Source organism: Butyricicoccus sp. (assembly GCF_977037065.1).
In genome coordinates this window covers 43,298-59,629 of the sequence record NZ_CDRQNY010000014.1, presented here as the reverse complement: position 1 = coordinate 59,629, position 16,332 = coordinate 43,298, and the positions used below count along the sequence as shown (strand labels likewise).

Here is a 16,332-nt window from a genome sequence, read left to right as displayed (position 1 = left end):
AGGAGCACGAGCACCACCACCATCATGACGATGACTGCGACTGCGGCTGCGGACACCATCATCACCACGATGAGGATGAGGAGCACGAGCATCACCACCATCATCATGACGATGAATGCGACTGCGGCTGCGGACACCATCACCATCACGATGAGGATGAGCACGAGCATCACCATCATCATGACGATGACTGCGACTGCGGCTGCGGACACCATCACCACCACGACGAGGACGAGGAGCACGAGCACCACCATCATCATGACGATGAATGCGACTGCGGCTGCGGACATCATCATCACCACGATCAGGATGAGGAGCACGAGCACCACCACCACGAACATTCTGCAGGCGCGCACAGCGTTAAGCGCGTTTACACGCTGCAGAATGTCGGCTGCGCACACTGCGCGGCAAAAATGGAGCAGCGCATCAGCGAACTCGAGGGCGTAGAGGACTGCGTTCTCGTATTTGAGACCAAGCAGCTGCGCGTAACCGGCGAAAATCCGGATGCGCTCCTGCCGGAAATCCGTGAGATCTGCTCGTCCATCGAGAGCGAAGCCAAGGTCATTGCACCCAAACCCAAGCACTACGGCAAGGACGGTCAGCGCGTTTACATGCTCGAAAACCTCGGCTGCGCACACTGCGCTGCGAAAATGCAGCACCAGATCAGCCAGCTGGACGGCATCGACGATTGCGTGCTGGTCTACGAGACCAAGCAGCTGCGCGTCAAGGGCGACAATCCTGATGCACTGCTTCCCGAAATCCGTAAAATCTGCTCAAATATCGAGAGTGAAGTCAAGGTAATCGCTCCCGAGGAGGAAAAGGAAGAGAGCAGCAGCCATCCGCTTGCCGAAATGCTCATCGGTGCAGCGCTGTTCGTTGCCGGTCTGCTCATTCCGGTCATGGCTGTCAAGCTGGTGCTGCTCATCGCGGCTTACCTGCTGCTCGGCCGCCATGTCCTGCTGACGGCTGTCAAGAACATCGGCCGCGGTCAGGTATTTGACGAAAACTTTCTGATGGCCGTTGCAACCATCGGTGCATGGGCGGTCGGCTCGTTCGACGAGGCTGTCGGCGTTATGCTGTTCTACCGTGTCGGCGAATACTTTGAGGATCGTGCGGTTGACCGTTCGCGCAAGCAGATCATGGATGCGATCGACCTGCGTCCCGAGACGGTAAATCTGGTCAAGGACAACGGCAAAATCGAGGTTATTCCTGCTGAAGACGCACAGGAGGGCGACATTGTTCTGGTGCGCCCGGGCGACCGCGTTCCGCTGGACGGCGAGGTTGTCGAAGGCGAAAGCCGTCTGGATACCTCGGCTGTTACCGGTGAGCCGGTTCCGGTTCGTGTCGCTGCCGGCGACAAGGCAACCTCCGGCTGTGTCAACACCGACGGCGCGATCAAGCTGCGTGTCACCCACATTCTCGCTGAGAGCATGGTACAGCGCATTCTCGACAGCGTGGAGAATGCAGCGGCCCGCAAGCCGAAGATCGACCGCTTTATCACCCGTTTCTCACGCGTTTACACCCCGGCTGTTGTTGCGATTGCCCTGCTGACCGCCATTATCCCGAGCCTTGTTACCGGCGAGTGGCACAAGTGGGTCTACACCGCGATGACCTTCCTTGTAATCTCCTGCCCGTGCGCACTGGTGCTCAGCGTACCGCTGACCTACTTCTCCGGCATCGGCGCAGGCTCCAGACGCGGTATCCTGTTCAAGGGCGGCGCTTCTCTGGAAGCACTGAATAACGTTAAGACCATCGTTATGGATAAGACCGGCACCATCACCAAGGGCAACTTTGTGGTACAGAAGGTCGTTCCGGCGCAGGGCGTTCCGCTCGATGAGAATGAGCTTCTGTGGCTGGCTGCCGCCTGTGAAGGCGCTTCCACCCACCCGATTGCCAAGTCCATCATCAACTCCTACGAGGAGCGCAAAACGTCCGCGGCAAAGGCCGGCGACTTTTCTCTTGTTGCCGTTGGTGCAACGGTTGAGAACATCCGCGAGCAGGCCGGCGAAGGCGTTTTCGCCGAGCTGGAAGGCAAAACTATACTCTGCGGCAACGTAAAGCTGATGGAGCGCAATAATATCGACCTTTCCGGCTACCACGGCACCCCGGGTAGCACGGAAGTGCTGCTGGCGATGGACGGTCACTTCCTCGGTCATGTTGACATTGCCGATACCATCAAGGCAGATGCCAAATCCGCAATCAGCCGCATGAAGGCGCAGGGACTCACCACCGCCATGCTGACCGGTGACGGTCAGGCCAGTGCGGACGCGGTTGCGCAGGAAGTCGGCATTGACGAAGTGCGTGCCCGCCTGCTCCCGCAGGATAAGCTGTCGGCGCTGACCGATATCCGCGAGAAGCGCGGTGCGGTTATGTTCGTCGGTGACGGCATCAACGATGCTCCCGTACTCGCCGGTGCAGATGTCGGCGCGGCAATGGGCAGCGGCGCAGACGCGGCAATCGAGGCTGCCGACGTGGTGTTCATGAACGCCGACCTGGCCTCCATCCCGATCTCGATCAAGATCGCCCGCAAGGCGAATATCGTCTCCAAGGAGAACATCGTGTTTGCACTCGCGATCAAGATTCTTATTATGCTCCTCGGCCTGTTCGGCATCGCATCCATGTGGCTGGCCGTATTCGCTGATACCGGCGTGGCTATGCTGTGCGTGCTCAATTCGATCCGCATGCTGTATATGAAGACCGAATAATGCATACTCTTTGCACATTTTATATAGAAAGACTCCCGTCCGATTGGAACGGGAGTCTTTTGTATACCATATCGTCTGTGCTGATACGCAGGGTTTTCGCCTGAGAGGCGAACGGCAAACCACCGTTTACACCCGGCAAGCAAACTCATTTGTGGAAAACATACTCTTTTCTAAAAGTCCTCGGCGCCATACCCACCGCCTTGGAAAACTGCGCATTGAAATGGCTCGGGTTGTCATACCCCACCTGCGATGCAATCCGTGTTACCGGCAAATCAGTTGTGATAAGCAGCGTCTGCGCTTCGCCAATCCTGCGGCGCAGAACATACTGCAGCGGCGAATATCCGGTCACTTCCTTGCAGATATGCGCCAGATAGTACGGACTGACGTGCAGCGCATCCGCCATCTGCTGCAAAGAAAATTCGTCCGCAAAATGCTTGTCAATGTAATCCTTGATCCGCTGTGCAAAGGCATTGCCGCTGTGCGTGCTGCCCTCGGCTGCGGTCGCGCGGAACTGCTGCACAAGCGTCAGGATCGCAAGCAGAAGATGATGTGCACCGTCGTCGTTGCCCTCGGTCAGCTCATTGTAAAGCACGTCGTACAGATGCTCCAGCCGCACGGTCTGCGGCTCGGTCAGGCGGCACACCGGACATGAATCCTCCGCGATCAGCGTATTTTCGCGTAGTCCGGGCACAGCCAGTCCGCCAAGCGCCAGACTTGAGGTTGCTACCGGACGATCCGGTCCGGACGGCTCATCGTGCACGACGCGGCTGTTGAAGATGAACAGATCGCCGCGGCGTGCCTCATACGGCGTGCCGCCGACAAAATAGCGGCTCTCGCCGCCTCGCACGAGTACAATTTCCACTAAATCATCATGCGCGTGCATAACACGCGGATGTGCCGACGCCTTCTCGTCCGTGCGGCTGACCGAAAACAGACGCGGCATCTGCGTCAGGCCGAATGGCGCTTCATATTCTTTTTTCACAAAGCATTGAATCATAAAAACGCTCCTTTTCCCTCAATTCTGCGGCAAAAGCGCCTTTCTGCGGCGGAGATAGTATCCGCGAAAAACCAGCCGGTCGGGATAGCAATCCGGATACCGCCCTCACCGACCGGCCCTGCCAGCGCAAACCAGATCAAACCTTTGGCAATACTGCCCTTTGTCAGATCGCGGTACATATCATCAGATAAACTTATTATAGCGCTCCTGCGATGAAAACTCAATGCAGCGCTTCGCCCGCTACGGTCCGGCAGGGCTGCGGATAACAGAAAGCCTGCCACCTATGGTGACAGGCTTTCTCTATGCTGATTTTATCGAATCGGCAGCATCTTGCCGGTCTCGAAGGACTCCTTGCAGCGGTAAGCAGCCTCGGAAACGGCGGTGCCGTCATAAACGGTGAGGTCAGTCGGCTTGGTGTTGTCGCGGACATGGCCGGTGAAGGCAACCATCTCGGCTACGAAAGCCTCGTGCCAACGGCTCATGAAGTCCGGATAATACTCCTCGCGGGAGCCGTGCTCATCCACGATATTCAGCAGGTTCTTTGCGCCGACGTTTGCAATGCGCAGCGTGCCGTGGGTGCCGATGATCTCGGTCTCGACATTGCAGCCTGCGGCATGGGTGCGGTTGGTGAACATAAAGCCCATTGCGCCGTTCTCCATCTGGATGGTAGCAGCTGCGTTGTCCGCATCGTTCAGCTCCTTGTACAGGTCGAACTCGAATACGCCGCCGATTGCCCATACATTCTTGACATCCGAGCCGGTGAACCAGCGGATGAGGTCGATATCATGCACGCACATATCGAGGTACTGACCACCGGAGTGCGGTGCAAACTTGAGGGTGGACTCGATAGTGGAGCGCGGGTCCTGCGTGTAGGAACGAACCAGAACAACCTTGCCGATATCGCCGTTATCGATCTTGCGCTTTGCCTCGGCGTAGGACTTGTCAAAGCGGCGCATGAATCCAAGCTGGAAGATCAGGTCGGGATGTGCTTCGATGACCTTCTCGGCAGCCTTGCACTGTGCAACATCCGTGCCGAGCGGCTTCTCGCAGAACACATGCTTGCCGTGGTTCATGGCAATTTCAATCTGCTGGCAGTGCAGAAAGGACGGGGAAACGATAACGATCGCGTCCAGCTCCGGATTCTTGCACATTTCCTCAAAATCGGTGTAAGTATTCGGCACGCCGAGCTCTGCCGCAACTTCCTTTACGCGGTTTGCATCTACGTCGCAGATGGCTGCCAGTTCGCAGCCCGGAACCTGCGTTGCAAGGTTCTTCGCGTGCTCATAGCCCAGACGACCCAGACCTACCGAACCAACCTTAACAGTTTTCATGGTATATTCTCTCCTTTTATATGTAACTCTCTCTCTTACGCGGCGGTTTTGCCGCTCTCTATTTGATGATTCTATTGTAGCGTTTCGGGGGCTGAAAAAACAGAGCATTCTTGCGAAAAGAACGCCCCTATTTGCGGGATATGAGCGGGGCTCTCGGGCAAACTTTCAAATTCTTGCGGTCGATACAAAAAGGCAGACCCGATGGTCTGCCTTTACGCTTACGTTGTTCAGTTGACATGAATGACGGCCACCGGACAGCCGCCTGCGGCCTCCTGCGCACCCGCCTGCTCCTCTGCGGTTTCCGGCTGATGATAGACTTCGGCAAGGCCGTCCTCCGCAATGCGGAACACGGAAGGACAGGTTCCTTCACACAGGCCGCAGGAAATACAGCCGTCTCGTTCGATTGTAATGTGCATACCGATACACTCCTTTCGGAGATTCAGTTTGCCCCGTTTCCGATGATTTATGCGTGCCTGCGCGCGAGACAGCGATGGCGGATGCCGCCGAAGCCGCCCGCAGCTACGGCGCAGTCCTTTGCGGTGATGGTCTGTCCCGGCCGGACAAACTGCTCCACCTGATATACCTTATCTATATTCAGCGAACCGAAATTGATGATACGCATAGCTTCGCTCTCCTTCTCTTTTCTGTCAGTATAGCATATCCGTCCTCCAGCTGCCATCGCAAGCAGCTTTTTATTGGTATTTTCTCCAAAATCACTGAGTTGCAATTGACTTATCCGCCCAAAAGTTCTATTATTTTTTATATGTTTTTACAAGAAAGGGAGGGGACTTTTTTGAGTCGTTTATCCATTGAAACGCCGGGCAAGGCTGAGACCGTCATTGCCGGCTTGTACCGCGATATCGAGCGGCGCATCAGCGCCAGTCCTCCGGGTCTGTGCCCGGTGGATATGTCGCTGTCGTTCCTGCGTCTGTGCCATGCACAGACCTGCGGCAAATGTGTTCCGTGCCGCATCGGTCTGGGGCAGCTGACCACTCTGCTCGAGCAGGTGCTGGATTCCACCGCAACACCGGAGACCATTGACCTGATCGAGAAAACCGCCCGTGTTATTCAGGATACGGCGGACTGCGCCATCGGCTATGAGGCTGCCCGCATGGTTCTGCAGGGCGTGCAGGGCTTCCGCGATGACTACCTCTCCCATGTGGAAAGCGGCCGCTGTCTGTTCGGCTGGGATCATCCGGTACCGTGTGTAGCACTGTGCCCTGCCGGTGTGGATATTCCGGGTTATATCGCACTCGTGCGTGCCGGCCGCTACAACGACGCCGTGCGCCTGATCCGCAAGGACAACCCCTTCCCGACCGTATGCGGCTATGTCTGCGAGCACCCGTGCGAGGCACACTGCCGCCGCAGCATGGTGGACGATGCGGTCAACATCTGCGGCATCAAGCGCTTCGCGTGCGACCACGCAGACAACACCACGCCGCCGGATTCCGCACCCTCGACCGGCAAGCGCATCGGCATCATCGGCGGCGGACCGGGTGGTCTGTCGGCGGCGTATTTCCTGTCGCTGATGGGGCACCAGGTCGTAGTCTATGACCAGCGTCCCAAGCTCGGCGGTATGCTGCGCTACGGCATTCCGGATTATCGTCTGCCGCAGGACAAGCTGGATGCGGATATCGACTTCATCCTGTCCACCGGCATTGAGGTGCACACCGGCGTTTCCATCGGCCGCGATATTTCGTTCGCTGAGATTGAGAACCAGTACGACGCGGTTTACATCTCCATCGGTGCGCATAACGACAAGAAGATCGGCATTCCCGGCGAGGACGCAGTCGGCGTGCACTCCGCGGTGCAGCTGCTCCGCGACATCGGCGAGGGCCGCGTGCCGGACTTCAAGGGCAAGCGCGTCTGCGTCATCGGCGGCGGCAACGTGTCGATGGATGCAACCCGAACCGCAATCCGTCTCGGTGCCTCCGCAGTAACGTGCGTCTACCGCCGACGCGTGACCGATATGACCGCGCTCGCTGAGGAGATCGAGGAAGCACAGAGCGAAGGCTGCCAGATTCTCTCGCTGCAGGCACCCGATCACATCGAAACCGATGAAACGGGCCGCGTTACCGCTCTGTGGACACGTCCGCAGGTCATCGGCTCCTACGGCAAGGACGGTCGTCCGCGTCCCTACGACGCTGATCAGCCGCTGCTCCGCACACCGTGCGATGTCGTTATCGTAGCCATCGGCCAGTCCATCGACGCAAAGCCGTTCGAGCAGATCGCTCCGGTCGTGCGCGGCAAGATTCAGGCCGAGTCCGACGCCTTCGTGCCGAACACCCCGCATGTATTCGCGGGCGGCGATGCCGTTACCGGTCCGGCGACCGTTATCCGCGCGGTAGCCGCCGGCAAGGTGGCTGCAGCCAACATTGACGCACACCTCGGCTTCCGTCACGTTATCAAGAGCGATGTTGAGATTCCGGCACCGCATCTGACCAACATGCCGGCCTGCGGCCGCATCGAGCTGCGCAGCAGACCCGCCGAAGAGTGCGTCGGCAACTTTGATCTGGTAAAGTGCGGCATGACCGAGCAGGAGGTTCATCAGGAGACCTCCCGCTGCCTGCGCTGCGACCACTTCGGCTACGGTATTTTCAAGGGAGGGCGTTCTTCTAAATGGTAAATCTGACGATCAATTCTATTCCGGTGACTGTACCGGAAGGCACCACCATTCTGGATGCCGCCGCCTCTGTCGATATCGAAATCCCCAGCCTGTGCTACTTAAAAGAGCTGAACGAAATCTCCGCCTGCCGCGTCTGCTGTGTCGAGGTAGAGGGCGAGGGCAAGCTGGTTCCCTCGTGCAACAACGTTGTGCGTGAAGGCATGGTCATCCGCACCAATTCTCCGCGTGCACTCGAGGCGCGCCGCGTCAATATGGAGCTTATCCTCTCGCAGCACGACAACAAGTGCGCGACCTGTATCCGCTCGGGCACCTGCCAGCTGCAGAAGATCGCAAACGATATGGGCATTCTGGGTGTTTCCTACCCCACCGACCTTGCACGCGGCAAAAAGGCAGACTGGACGACCACGTTCCCGCTCTACCGCGATGTAAATAAGTGCATCAAGTGCATGCGCTGCATTCAGGTATGCGACAAGGTGCAGTCGCTGTCCGTCTGGGATATCAGCGGCTCGGGTGCGCGCACCACCATTGATGTTTCGGAAAACCGCGTGATCAAGCAGGCAGACTGCTCGCTGTGCGGTCAGTGCATTACGCACTGCCCGACCGGCGCTCTGCGCGAGCGCGATGACACGCAGAAGGCATATGCTGCGCTCGGTGATCCGGACCGCGTGACCATTGTGCAGATTGCTCCGGCTGTGCGCGCTGCATGGGGCGAAGCCTTCGGCATGTCGACCGGCAAGGCAACCGTCGGTCAGCTGGTGTCCGTTCTGCGCAAATTAGGTGCGGATTATGTGTTCGACACCACGTTTTCCGCCGATCTGACCATCATGGAGGAGGGCACCGAACTGCTCCAGCGTCTTCAGGCGGGCGATCTGGACAATCAGCCCATGTTTACCTCGTGCTGCCCGGGCTGGGTGCGCTTTTTGAAGTCGCAGTTCCCGGAAATGACCGGCCGCCTGTCCACCGCCAAGTCGCCGCAGCAGATGTTCGGCGCGGTCGGCAAGACCTGGCTGGCGCACAATCTCGGCGTGGACGCGGACAAAATTTACAGCATCTCCATCATGCCGTGCATCGCAAAAAAGGCCGAGCGTGAGCTGCCGAGCATGGATTCAGCCGGTCACGGCAGCGATGTCGATCTGGTCATCACCACCCGAGAGCTGGCGCGCATGGCGCGTGCCGAGCACCTCGATGTGGAAAACATCGCGGAATCCGCGTTTGATTCTCCGCTGGGCGACGGCACCGGCGCAGGCGTTATTTTCGGCGCGACCGGCGGCGTTATGGAGGCTGCGCTGCGTTCGGCGTACTTCCTCACCACCGGCGAAAATCCGTCTCCGGATGCGTTCCGAGAGGTACGTGACGACGGCACGATCTCTCCGCTGCCGTGGCGCGAAGCGACGTTCGAGCTGGCAGGCCGGACTGTGCGCTGCGCGGTAGCGAGCGGACTGGGCAACGCGCGTCAGCTTCTGCGCTCGCTGCAGCGCCGTGAGGTACACTATGAGTTTGTGGAGATCATGGCCTGCCCGGGCGGCTGTGCCGGCGGCGGCGGTCAGCCGGTGGACGGCACCGACCGCGAAAAGGCCGCCGACCGCGGCAAGGTTCTGTTCCGACTCGATCAGAATGCACCGCTGCGTTTTTCGCATGAAAATCCGGCGGTTCAGGCGCTGTACCGCGAGTATCTGGATGAGCCGTGCTCGCACAGAGCGGAGGAGCTGCTGCATTGCGACCATTTCGCCTGGCAGATGCCGCAGAATCCGCGATAAAAGCCGGTTCTGCAATCCCGTAGGGCGGGCTGCCCTCAGCCCGCCTCATTTGGCGGAGTTCTTATCGCATAACGGCAAAAACACCCCGAACAAGCAAAAAAGACGCTGTATCAGCTTGATACAGCGTCTTTTTTGCGTTATTCGATATTCTGTGCGCAGATAATGGAAATTTCCGACCCCTTATTACTGTTTTCCGGCTGAATATTCTTCTGCAGCAGGTCTGCGAGCAGGCGCAGCGGCTGGCTGCCCTGCCGGAACATATCCTGAGTAATGGTCAGATCAAGCGAGCCGTCGAGCAGCATTTGCTTGCGGCGCAACGACATATCATGTGCGATTACACGCACCTGCTGATCCATGCCTGCAGCTTTGAGCGCGTCCACGCAGCCGGTAACGCTGCGGTTTGCCATATAGATGGCCGCCGGCGGATTGTCCGACTGCAGCGCCGCCGTGACGCGGTTATAGGTCAAACGGTAGTCGTTATAGGTCTCCTCAATCTCGATCTGCGAGGAAGAGAAGCCCTTTTTCTTTAGATGCTCGCAGAAGCCGTCTAAACGGGTGCGGTGGCCGTCGTACTCCAGATTCCCCGCCATCGCCAGCACACGCGCGTTTTTCGGCACGCACTTGCTGAGCAGCTCGGCGGCGATACGGCCGCTTTGTGCGTAATTTTGACCCACAAAGCACAAACGGCGGCTGTTCGGCAGATCCGAGTTGAACGTGATGCACGGAATGCCCTGTTCGGCCAATTCTCCGATGCGTGCTTCGATCGAAATATCATTTAATGCACACAGTGCGATGCCCTGCGCGCCCCAGCTTACCAGCTCGTCCAGCAGCTCGATGGTCTCGCGCGGAATATCTGTATCACAAGTGCACACACGCACCTCGACATCGCGCTTTTCCAGCTCAGAACGCGCAGCCTGAATGCCTCTCGGGACGTCCTCGTGGAACGGGCCGCTCCAGTTTGGCAAAAGCACACCCAAACGCACAGGTTTGAGCGGCAGCTTTGCCTCTGCGGCCTGCCGATGCGCCTCCTTCGGAGAAAGATAACCGGTCTCCTGAATGGCATTCAGCACGCGCGCACGCACATCCGCGCGCACATACGAACGATTATTTAATACACGGTCTACCGTGCCGCGGGAGACGCCCGCAAGCTCGGCAACCGTTTGAATGGTTGGTCTTTTGTTCATAATCCTTCACCTTTTCGTAATTGCTCTTTATACTATCCTGCATCTCTCTGCAATGTTTCTTTTCTCTGTGCTTATTATACCATATTTCTGTGCTTTGTGAAGACACAATCTGTGCCTTCCCTCTTTCCGTGCATTTACACACACAGTTTTCGGTATGAATTTCCCGATATATTCGGTGTTTTATGCTCTATTTTTCATTTTTCCAAAACCATGTGCGATATTCTGTGTTTTTCACAGAATGTGTGCTTTGTGCGACATATACAATTGCACACACCAAACCTTGTGACCACCCTCGCTTTCCACATATTTGTTTTGTATTTCTCAGTTTATACGCATTTACACGCATTTTATCCATTTATTTTGACGTTATTTCCATTTTAACGACTTTCACACAGGCAAATTGCCTGTTGACATTCCCGTACCCGCTCGCTATAATAAGCACATAAACAGCACAGAGCACATAAACGCACAGTGCTGAAAGAGAGACAAGAGAAGAAAAACGAGAAAAGAAAGGGAGATCCACTATGAAAAAGAGACTGTTAGCAGCCCTGCTCACCAGCGCCCTCGCACTCAGCCTGACCGCTTGCGGCGGCGGCACCGATTCTTCCGCAGCAGCCGACGGCGGCGATACCGCCTCCACCCACGACGGCCCGTACAAGATCAGCATGGTGCTCAAGACCAACGCTGCCGAGTTCTGGAACATCGTTCAGGCAGGCGCTGAGGCGTATGAGGATGAGCATCCGGATCAGGTCAGCCTGGACATCAAGGGTCCTCCGGCTGAGACCTACTACGAGGAGCAGCTCAACACCATCCAGACCGACCTTGCGGTTGAGTCCTACGACGGTTACCTGATCGCTCCGCTGCAGTCCGAGGCTGTTGCAACCGCTATCGCAAATACCGACAAGCCGGTTGTAGCATACGATACCCGCATTGATTCCGACAAGTGCCTCGCATTCGTCGGCACCGGCAACAAGGAAGCAGCCAAGGAGGGCGGCAAGGCCGCTGTTGAAGCTGCAAAGGCAGCCGGCTGGACCGATATCAAGTGCATCGAGATCGCAGGCGTTCAGGGTGACGCAACCAACACCGCCCGCATGGAAGGCTACCGCGAAGGCGTAAACGAAGCCGGCGGCGAGTTCCTTGATGCAGAGACCCAGTACGCTAACGCAACCGCTGACCTCGCTGTAACCGCGATGGAAGGCATCATGAGCAAGTATCCGGAAGGCGTTGCCATCATCTGCTCCAACAACGACGATATGGCGCTGGCAGCTGCCCGTACCGCAAAGGACAATCCGCACTATGCAAAAACCATCTTCCTCGGCTTTGACGGCCAGAAGTCCGCAGTAGAAGCCGTTCTGAACGGTGAGCTGACCATGACCGCTGCCCAGAACAACTTCGACATCGGCTACAAGGCAGTTGAGACCATCGTGAAGATCCTGAACGGCGAGGAGTACGGCGACGTAGACACCGGCACCGAGATCATCACCAAGGACAACGCACAGGCTCGTCTGGATAACTTCGCAAACTGGCTGAAATAATTCCTTGAAATGCACGCATTTCAAGGAGATGGGAAACACCGCGGCTTTGCCGCGGATGATTCCCGGACGAAAATCAGCGCGTCGCACAGCGGCACACCGATTTTCTTACTTGTAAAAAAACGCAGATACATGCTCCGCGTTTTTTTGTGAAGGCAACGCCTTCACGATTTAATACCGCCTGCGGCGGAAACGATGTATGGAAACGCGCTCCAACGCTTCATACAAACCTCTCTTTTTATTCCAAATGTTCATTTAAGGAGGAACACCCATGAAAGTAGGTATTATCGGTGCGGGTCGTATCGGTAAGGTACATGCGAAGAATATTTCCATGTTCGTACCGGAGATGGAGATCAAGACCATCGCTGACCCGTTTATGAATGAGCAGACCGAGGCTTTTGCCAAGTCCTGCGGCATTCCGAACACCACCAAGGACGCAAACGACATTCTGAACGATCCCGAGATCGATGCAGTTCTGATTTGCTCCTCTACCGACACCCATTCCAAGTACATCATCGAGGCTGCTCACGCAGGCAAGAACATCTTCTGCGAGAAGCCGATCGATTATGATCTGGAGAAGGTTCACGCTGCCATCAACGCAGCCAAGGAAGCCGGCGTTAAGCTGCAGATCGGTTTCTGCCGCCGCTTCGACCACAACCACCGCGCAGTTTACGACATGGTTCGTGACGGCAAGGTCGGCAAGGTAAATATCATCAAGATCTCCTCCCGCGATCCGGAGCCGCCTCCGGTATCCTATGTTAAGGTTTCTGGCGGTATCTTCTACGATATGATGATCCATGACTTCGATATGGCCCGCTTCCTCGCAGGCAGCGAAGTTACCGAGGTAAATGCAGTTGGTTCCGTTCTGGTCGATCCGGGCATCGGTGAGGCCGGCGACGTTGACACTGCGCTCGTTACCCTCAAGTTCGCAAACGGCGCGATCGGCGTGATCGACAACAGTCGCAAGGCAGTTTACGGTTACGACCAGCGCGTTGAGGTATTCGGCTCCGAAGGCTGTGCCGAGGACCAGAACGATACCCCAAACACCGCTGTTCTGTCCACCGCAGACGGCGCTGTACACGGCGTAGCCTACAAGGTAATGTGGGACCGCTACACCGGCGCATTCGTTGCCGAGATGCAGGCGTTCGCAGATGCCGTTATCAATAACAAGGAGACTCCGGTTACCGGCGAGGACGGTCTGTATCCGGTACTGATGGCAGCTGCTGCTACCAAGTCTCTGCATGAGGGCCGTCCAGTCAAGATCTCCGAGATCGAGGCTTAATCACAACTTAATTTTCACACCACGCACACAGTCTAAGCAATGTGCTAAAACCGTTGGTGCGCTATGCACCAACGGTTTTTTTATGCAAATCGAGGGAGTTAGAACAGAGAAAATGATATTCACTTGCGTAACCTTTGTATTTTTCACCATTTTAGTTGCGGTCATCTCCTACGTCAAGACCAAGGGCGATGACCAGACCACCGCCGACGGCTATTTTCTGGCAGGACGCGGTCTGCCGGGCATTGTCATTGCAGGCTCGCTGCTGCTGACCAACCTCTCCGCAGAGCAGCTTGTCGGTACGAACGGACAAACCTGGGCGATCGGCATGAGCCCGATGGCATTCGAGGTCATGGCAGCCACCGCGCTGATCGTGCTGGCGTTGTTTGCTGCGCCGCGCTACCTGAAAAGCGGCATCACCACCATCCCGCAGCTGCTCGGCGAGCGCTACGACCGACCCACCAAGCTGTGGTTCTCCATCGCGTACATTATTCTATACCTGTTCGTGCAGATCCCGGTCATTCTGTACTCCGGTTCGCTGGTATTTGAAAACATTTTCAACCTGTCCGGCACGCTCGGCATTACCAAGTTCCAGTCTATCATTATTCTCTGCATTCTGATCACCATCATCGGTTCGATCTACGCCATCTTCGGCGGTCTGAAAGCGGTTGCGGTATCGGATACCATCAACGGCGTCGGTCTGCTGATCGGCGGACTAATGATCCCGTTCCTCGCGCTCAACGTGCTCGGCCATGCCTCCGGCAGCGACAGCGGCGTTGCCATCATGGACGGCGTGCGCTACCTGATCCACAACCACGCCGATATGCTCAACTCCATCGCACCCGCGCAGAGCGAAGCACCGGCGGTTCCGTGGCCGACCGTATTCCTCGGTCTGGTATTCCTCGGCTTCCAGTCGTGGTGCACGCATCAGTCGTTCATCCAGCGCGTGCTGGCTGCCGAAAACCTCAAGGAAGCACAGAAGGGCGCACTCTACTGCGCATTCCTCAAGATCCTCGGCTTTATGTTCCTTGCGCTGCCGGGCGTTATCGCTTACGCGATCTTCAACATCGAGGGCACGCAGGTATCCATGATGGATGACGCATATCCGGCACTGATCACCCGCGTTGTACCGCAGCCGATCATGGGCTTTTTCGCAGCCGTTATGTTCGGCGCGATCCTATCCTCGTTCAACTCGGTGCTCAACTCGGTAAACACCATGTTCACGATGGACATCTACAAGGAATTCATCAACAAGAACGCCAGCGAGAGCAAGCTGGTTTCGGTCGGCAAGAACATCGGCATCGTGTTCGCCATCTTCTCCGTGATCGTCGGTCCGATGGTTTACTTCTTCCCTGCCGGTCTCAAGACCTTCCTCGACTCGTTCGTTATGCTGGTTGGCCTGCCGGTTCTGTCCGGCGTATTCGGCGGCTTCTTCTTCAACTGCCTGCCGAAGTACAGCGCACGCTTCATCATGGTGTTCCACATTATCTGCTACGGCGGCTTCATGCTGCTGTCCCCGAGCTACTCGCTGTTCGGCGGCAATGAGGGCAGCATCCACTACCTGTACGCCGTATCCGTTCTGTGGCCGCTCGAGATGCTGATCATGTACCTCATGCACCGCCGCAACAAGAGCAAGGGCGCTGAGGTTTGGGTGCAGCAGGATATCGGCGCGGTAGACCTGACCCCGTGGAAGTACAGCAAGCTGGTCAGCGTGATCGTTATCGTGTGCGTGCTGCTGGTTTATCTGGCATTCTCTCCGCTCGGCATCGGAGCATAATTTTTGGAAAGCAGCGTTGCATATCCGCTGCGCTTGATGTATCATCAATTTAAAAGAGTAAGACAACCGAAACAAGAAAATTTGGAGGTAATTTATTATGGCACTGAGAAAATGCGCTTGCATCGATACCCTTTACACCGAGCTGGACTGGCTCGACCGTTTCCAGGCTGCAAAGAACGACGGCTTTGAGGCCGTAGAGTTCTGGGACTGGCGCATCCGCGATCTGGATGCGACCCGCGAGGCTGCTGAAAAGGCCGGCATTGCAATTTCCGGCTTCAACGGCGATGCGGACTACTCGCTCGTAGACCCGACCCACAAGCAGAAGTATCTGGACTACCTGAAGGAGTCCATCGCGGCGGCTAAGAAGGTTGGCGCAGCCAGCGTTACCATCCACTCCAACGCACTGGGTGACGGCGGCATTGTAGTAAACCACTACGATAACCTGTCCCACACCGTAAAGCTGTGCTCGATGTACGACACGCTGCTCGCCTGCGCTGAGCTGGCCGAGAAGGAAGAGATCAACCTCAACCTCGAGGCGCTGAACATCACCACCGACCACGTCGGCAACTTCCTCGCTACCACCCAGATGGGCGCTGAAATCGTTCGTCTGATCGGCTCTCCGCGTCTCAAGCTGCTGTATGATGTATACCACATGCAGATCAATGAGGGCTGCATCTGCGATACCATCTCCAACTACGGCGACACCTTCGGCCACATTCACGTTGCCGATGCTCCGGGCCGCCATGAGCCGGGCACCGGTGAGATCAACTATAAAAAGGTTATCCGTCACCTCGAGGAGTGCGGCTACACCGGCCGCGTCGGCTATGAGCTGTTCCCGCTGACCGATACCGCAACCGCCGTTAAGGCCATCATGGAAAACGCCTAAATCTCTCTTTCTTTCAAGTCCCTGTGCTGTATGGTACAGGGACTTCTGTTATGCTATGAGGCAGGAATATCGAACCTGCAAATCAAAATCTTCAACCGCACCCTGCATTTCCATGCTATAATAAAACTGCAAAGATAAAAACGCAACGTGCACTCCGTGCACCAGAGCCGGTAGGTAGCCCGGCCGTCCTGCTTTTGCAGGGTAAGTAACCTGCCCCTCCGGGTTGTCCATTCTTTGTTCATTTATTTTTCAGGAGGG

The 16,332-nt window shown here is 56.7% G+C and carries 12 protein-coding genes; 7 read left to right on the top strand and 5 right to left on the bottom strand.

Annotated features, from left to right (window positions below; translation table 11 throughout):
* Positions 1–2,705: heavy metal translocating P-type ATPase (locus ACWVX6_RS06640; protein ID WP_455152696.1), on the top strand; the 2,705-nt coding region annotated here is incomplete at its 5' end.
* A 145-nt stretch (positions 2,706–2,850) separates the two neighbouring features.
* Here the strand turns inward: ACWVX6_RS06640 and ACWVX6_RS06635 are convergent.
* The 4 genes from ACWVX6_RS06635 to ACWVX6_RS06620 all read right to left on the bottom strand — a co-directional run bounded on the left by ACWVX6_RS06635 (position 2,851) and on the right by ACWVX6_RS06620 (position 5,655).
* Positions 2,851–3,702, bottom strand: coding sequence for a helix-turn-helix transcriptional regulator (locus ACWVX6_RS06635; RefSeq protein ID WP_118284584.1), 852 nt, complete (start codon positions 3,700–3,702; stop codon positions 2,851–2,853).
* A gap of 311 nt (positions 3,703–4,013) precedes the next feature.
* A complete protein-coding gene (locus ACWVX6_RS06630) occupies positions 4,014–5,033 on the bottom strand; it encodes a Gfo/Idh/MocA family oxidoreductase (protein ID WP_118284582.1) in 1,020 nt (339 codons plus the stop codon).
* Between the two features lie 227 nt (positions 5,034–5,260).
* Positions 5,261–5,449 carry a ferredoxin gene (locus ACWVX6_RS06625; RefSeq protein ID WP_118284581.1) on the bottom strand — a complete coding sequence of 63 codons (189 nt, stop codon included), beginning with the start codon at positions 5,447–5,449 and terminating at the stop codon, positions 5,261–5,263.
* A 47-nt stretch (positions 5,450–5,496) separates the two neighbouring features.
* The gene (locus ACWVX6_RS06620; protein WP_455152695.1) at positions 5,497–5,655 is read right to left on the bottom strand and encodes a hypothetical protein; all 159 of its coding nucleotides are present in this window, start codon (positions 5,653–5,655) and stop codon (positions 5,497–5,499) included.
* A 171-nt stretch (positions 5,656–5,826) separates the two neighbouring features.
* Between ACWVX6_RS06620 and ACWVX6_RS06615 the strand changes: the two genes are divergently transcribed.
* Both ACWVX6_RS06615 and ACWVX6_RS06610 read left to right on the top strand, forming a co-directional pair.
* Positions 5,827–7,659 (top strand): NAD(P)-binding protein, encoded by a 1,833-nt coding sequence (locus ACWVX6_RS06615; RefSeq protein WP_118728740.1) that lies wholly within the window; start codon positions 5,827–5,829, stop codon positions 7,657–7,659.
* Positions 7,653–9,416, top strand: a complete 1,764-nt coding sequence (locus ACWVX6_RS06610; RefSeq protein ID WP_455152694.1) for a [FeFe] hydrogenase, group A — start codon at positions 7,653–7,655, stop codon at positions 9,414–9,416. The genes ACWVX6_RS06615 and ACWVX6_RS06610 overlap by 7 nt, the downstream gene beginning before the upstream one ends.
* 137 nt (positions 9,417–9,553) lie before the next feature.
* On the opposite strand, the gene ACWVX6_RS06605 is transcribed toward ACWVX6_RS06610, so the two are convergent.
* Complete coding sequence (locus tag ACWVX6_RS06605; protein ID WP_118477941.1) at positions 9,554–10,600, bottom strand: LacI family DNA-binding transcriptional regulator; 1,047 nt, start codon at positions 10,598–10,600, stop codon at positions 9,554–9,556.
* Between the two features lie 524 nt (positions 10,601–11,124).
* Here ACWVX6_RS06605 and ACWVX6_RS06600 point away from each other — a divergent pair.
* From ACWVX6_RS06600 to ACWVX6_RS06585, 4 genes are all read left to right on the top strand, one after another.
* Positions 11,125–12,135, top strand: coding sequence for a sugar ABC transporter substrate-binding protein (locus tag ACWVX6_RS06600; protein ID WP_455152693.1), 1,011 nt, complete (start codon positions 11,125–11,127; stop codon positions 12,133–12,135).
* A 268-nt stretch (positions 12,136–12,403) separates the two neighbouring features.
* On the top strand, positions 12,404–13,414 hold the full coding sequence (iolG, locus tag ACWVX6_RS06595; RefSeq protein ID WP_337534258.1) for an inositol 2-dehydrogenase: 1,011 nt from the start codon (positions 12,404–12,406) through the stop codon (positions 13,412–13,414).
* 112 nt (positions 13,415–13,526) lie between these two features.
* Entirely contained in the window at positions 13,527–15,188 is a 1,662-nt protein-coding gene (locus tag ACWVX6_RS06590) for a solute:sodium symporter family transporter (RefSeq protein WP_455152692.1), read from the top strand.
* A gap of 97 nt (positions 15,189–15,285) precedes the next feature.
* Positions 15,286–16,074, top strand: coding sequence for a TIM barrel protein (locus ACWVX6_RS06585; protein ID WP_110435502.1), 789 nt, complete (start codon positions 15,286–15,288; stop codon positions 16,072–16,074).
* Positions 16,075–16,332: the final 258 nt, after the last annotated feature.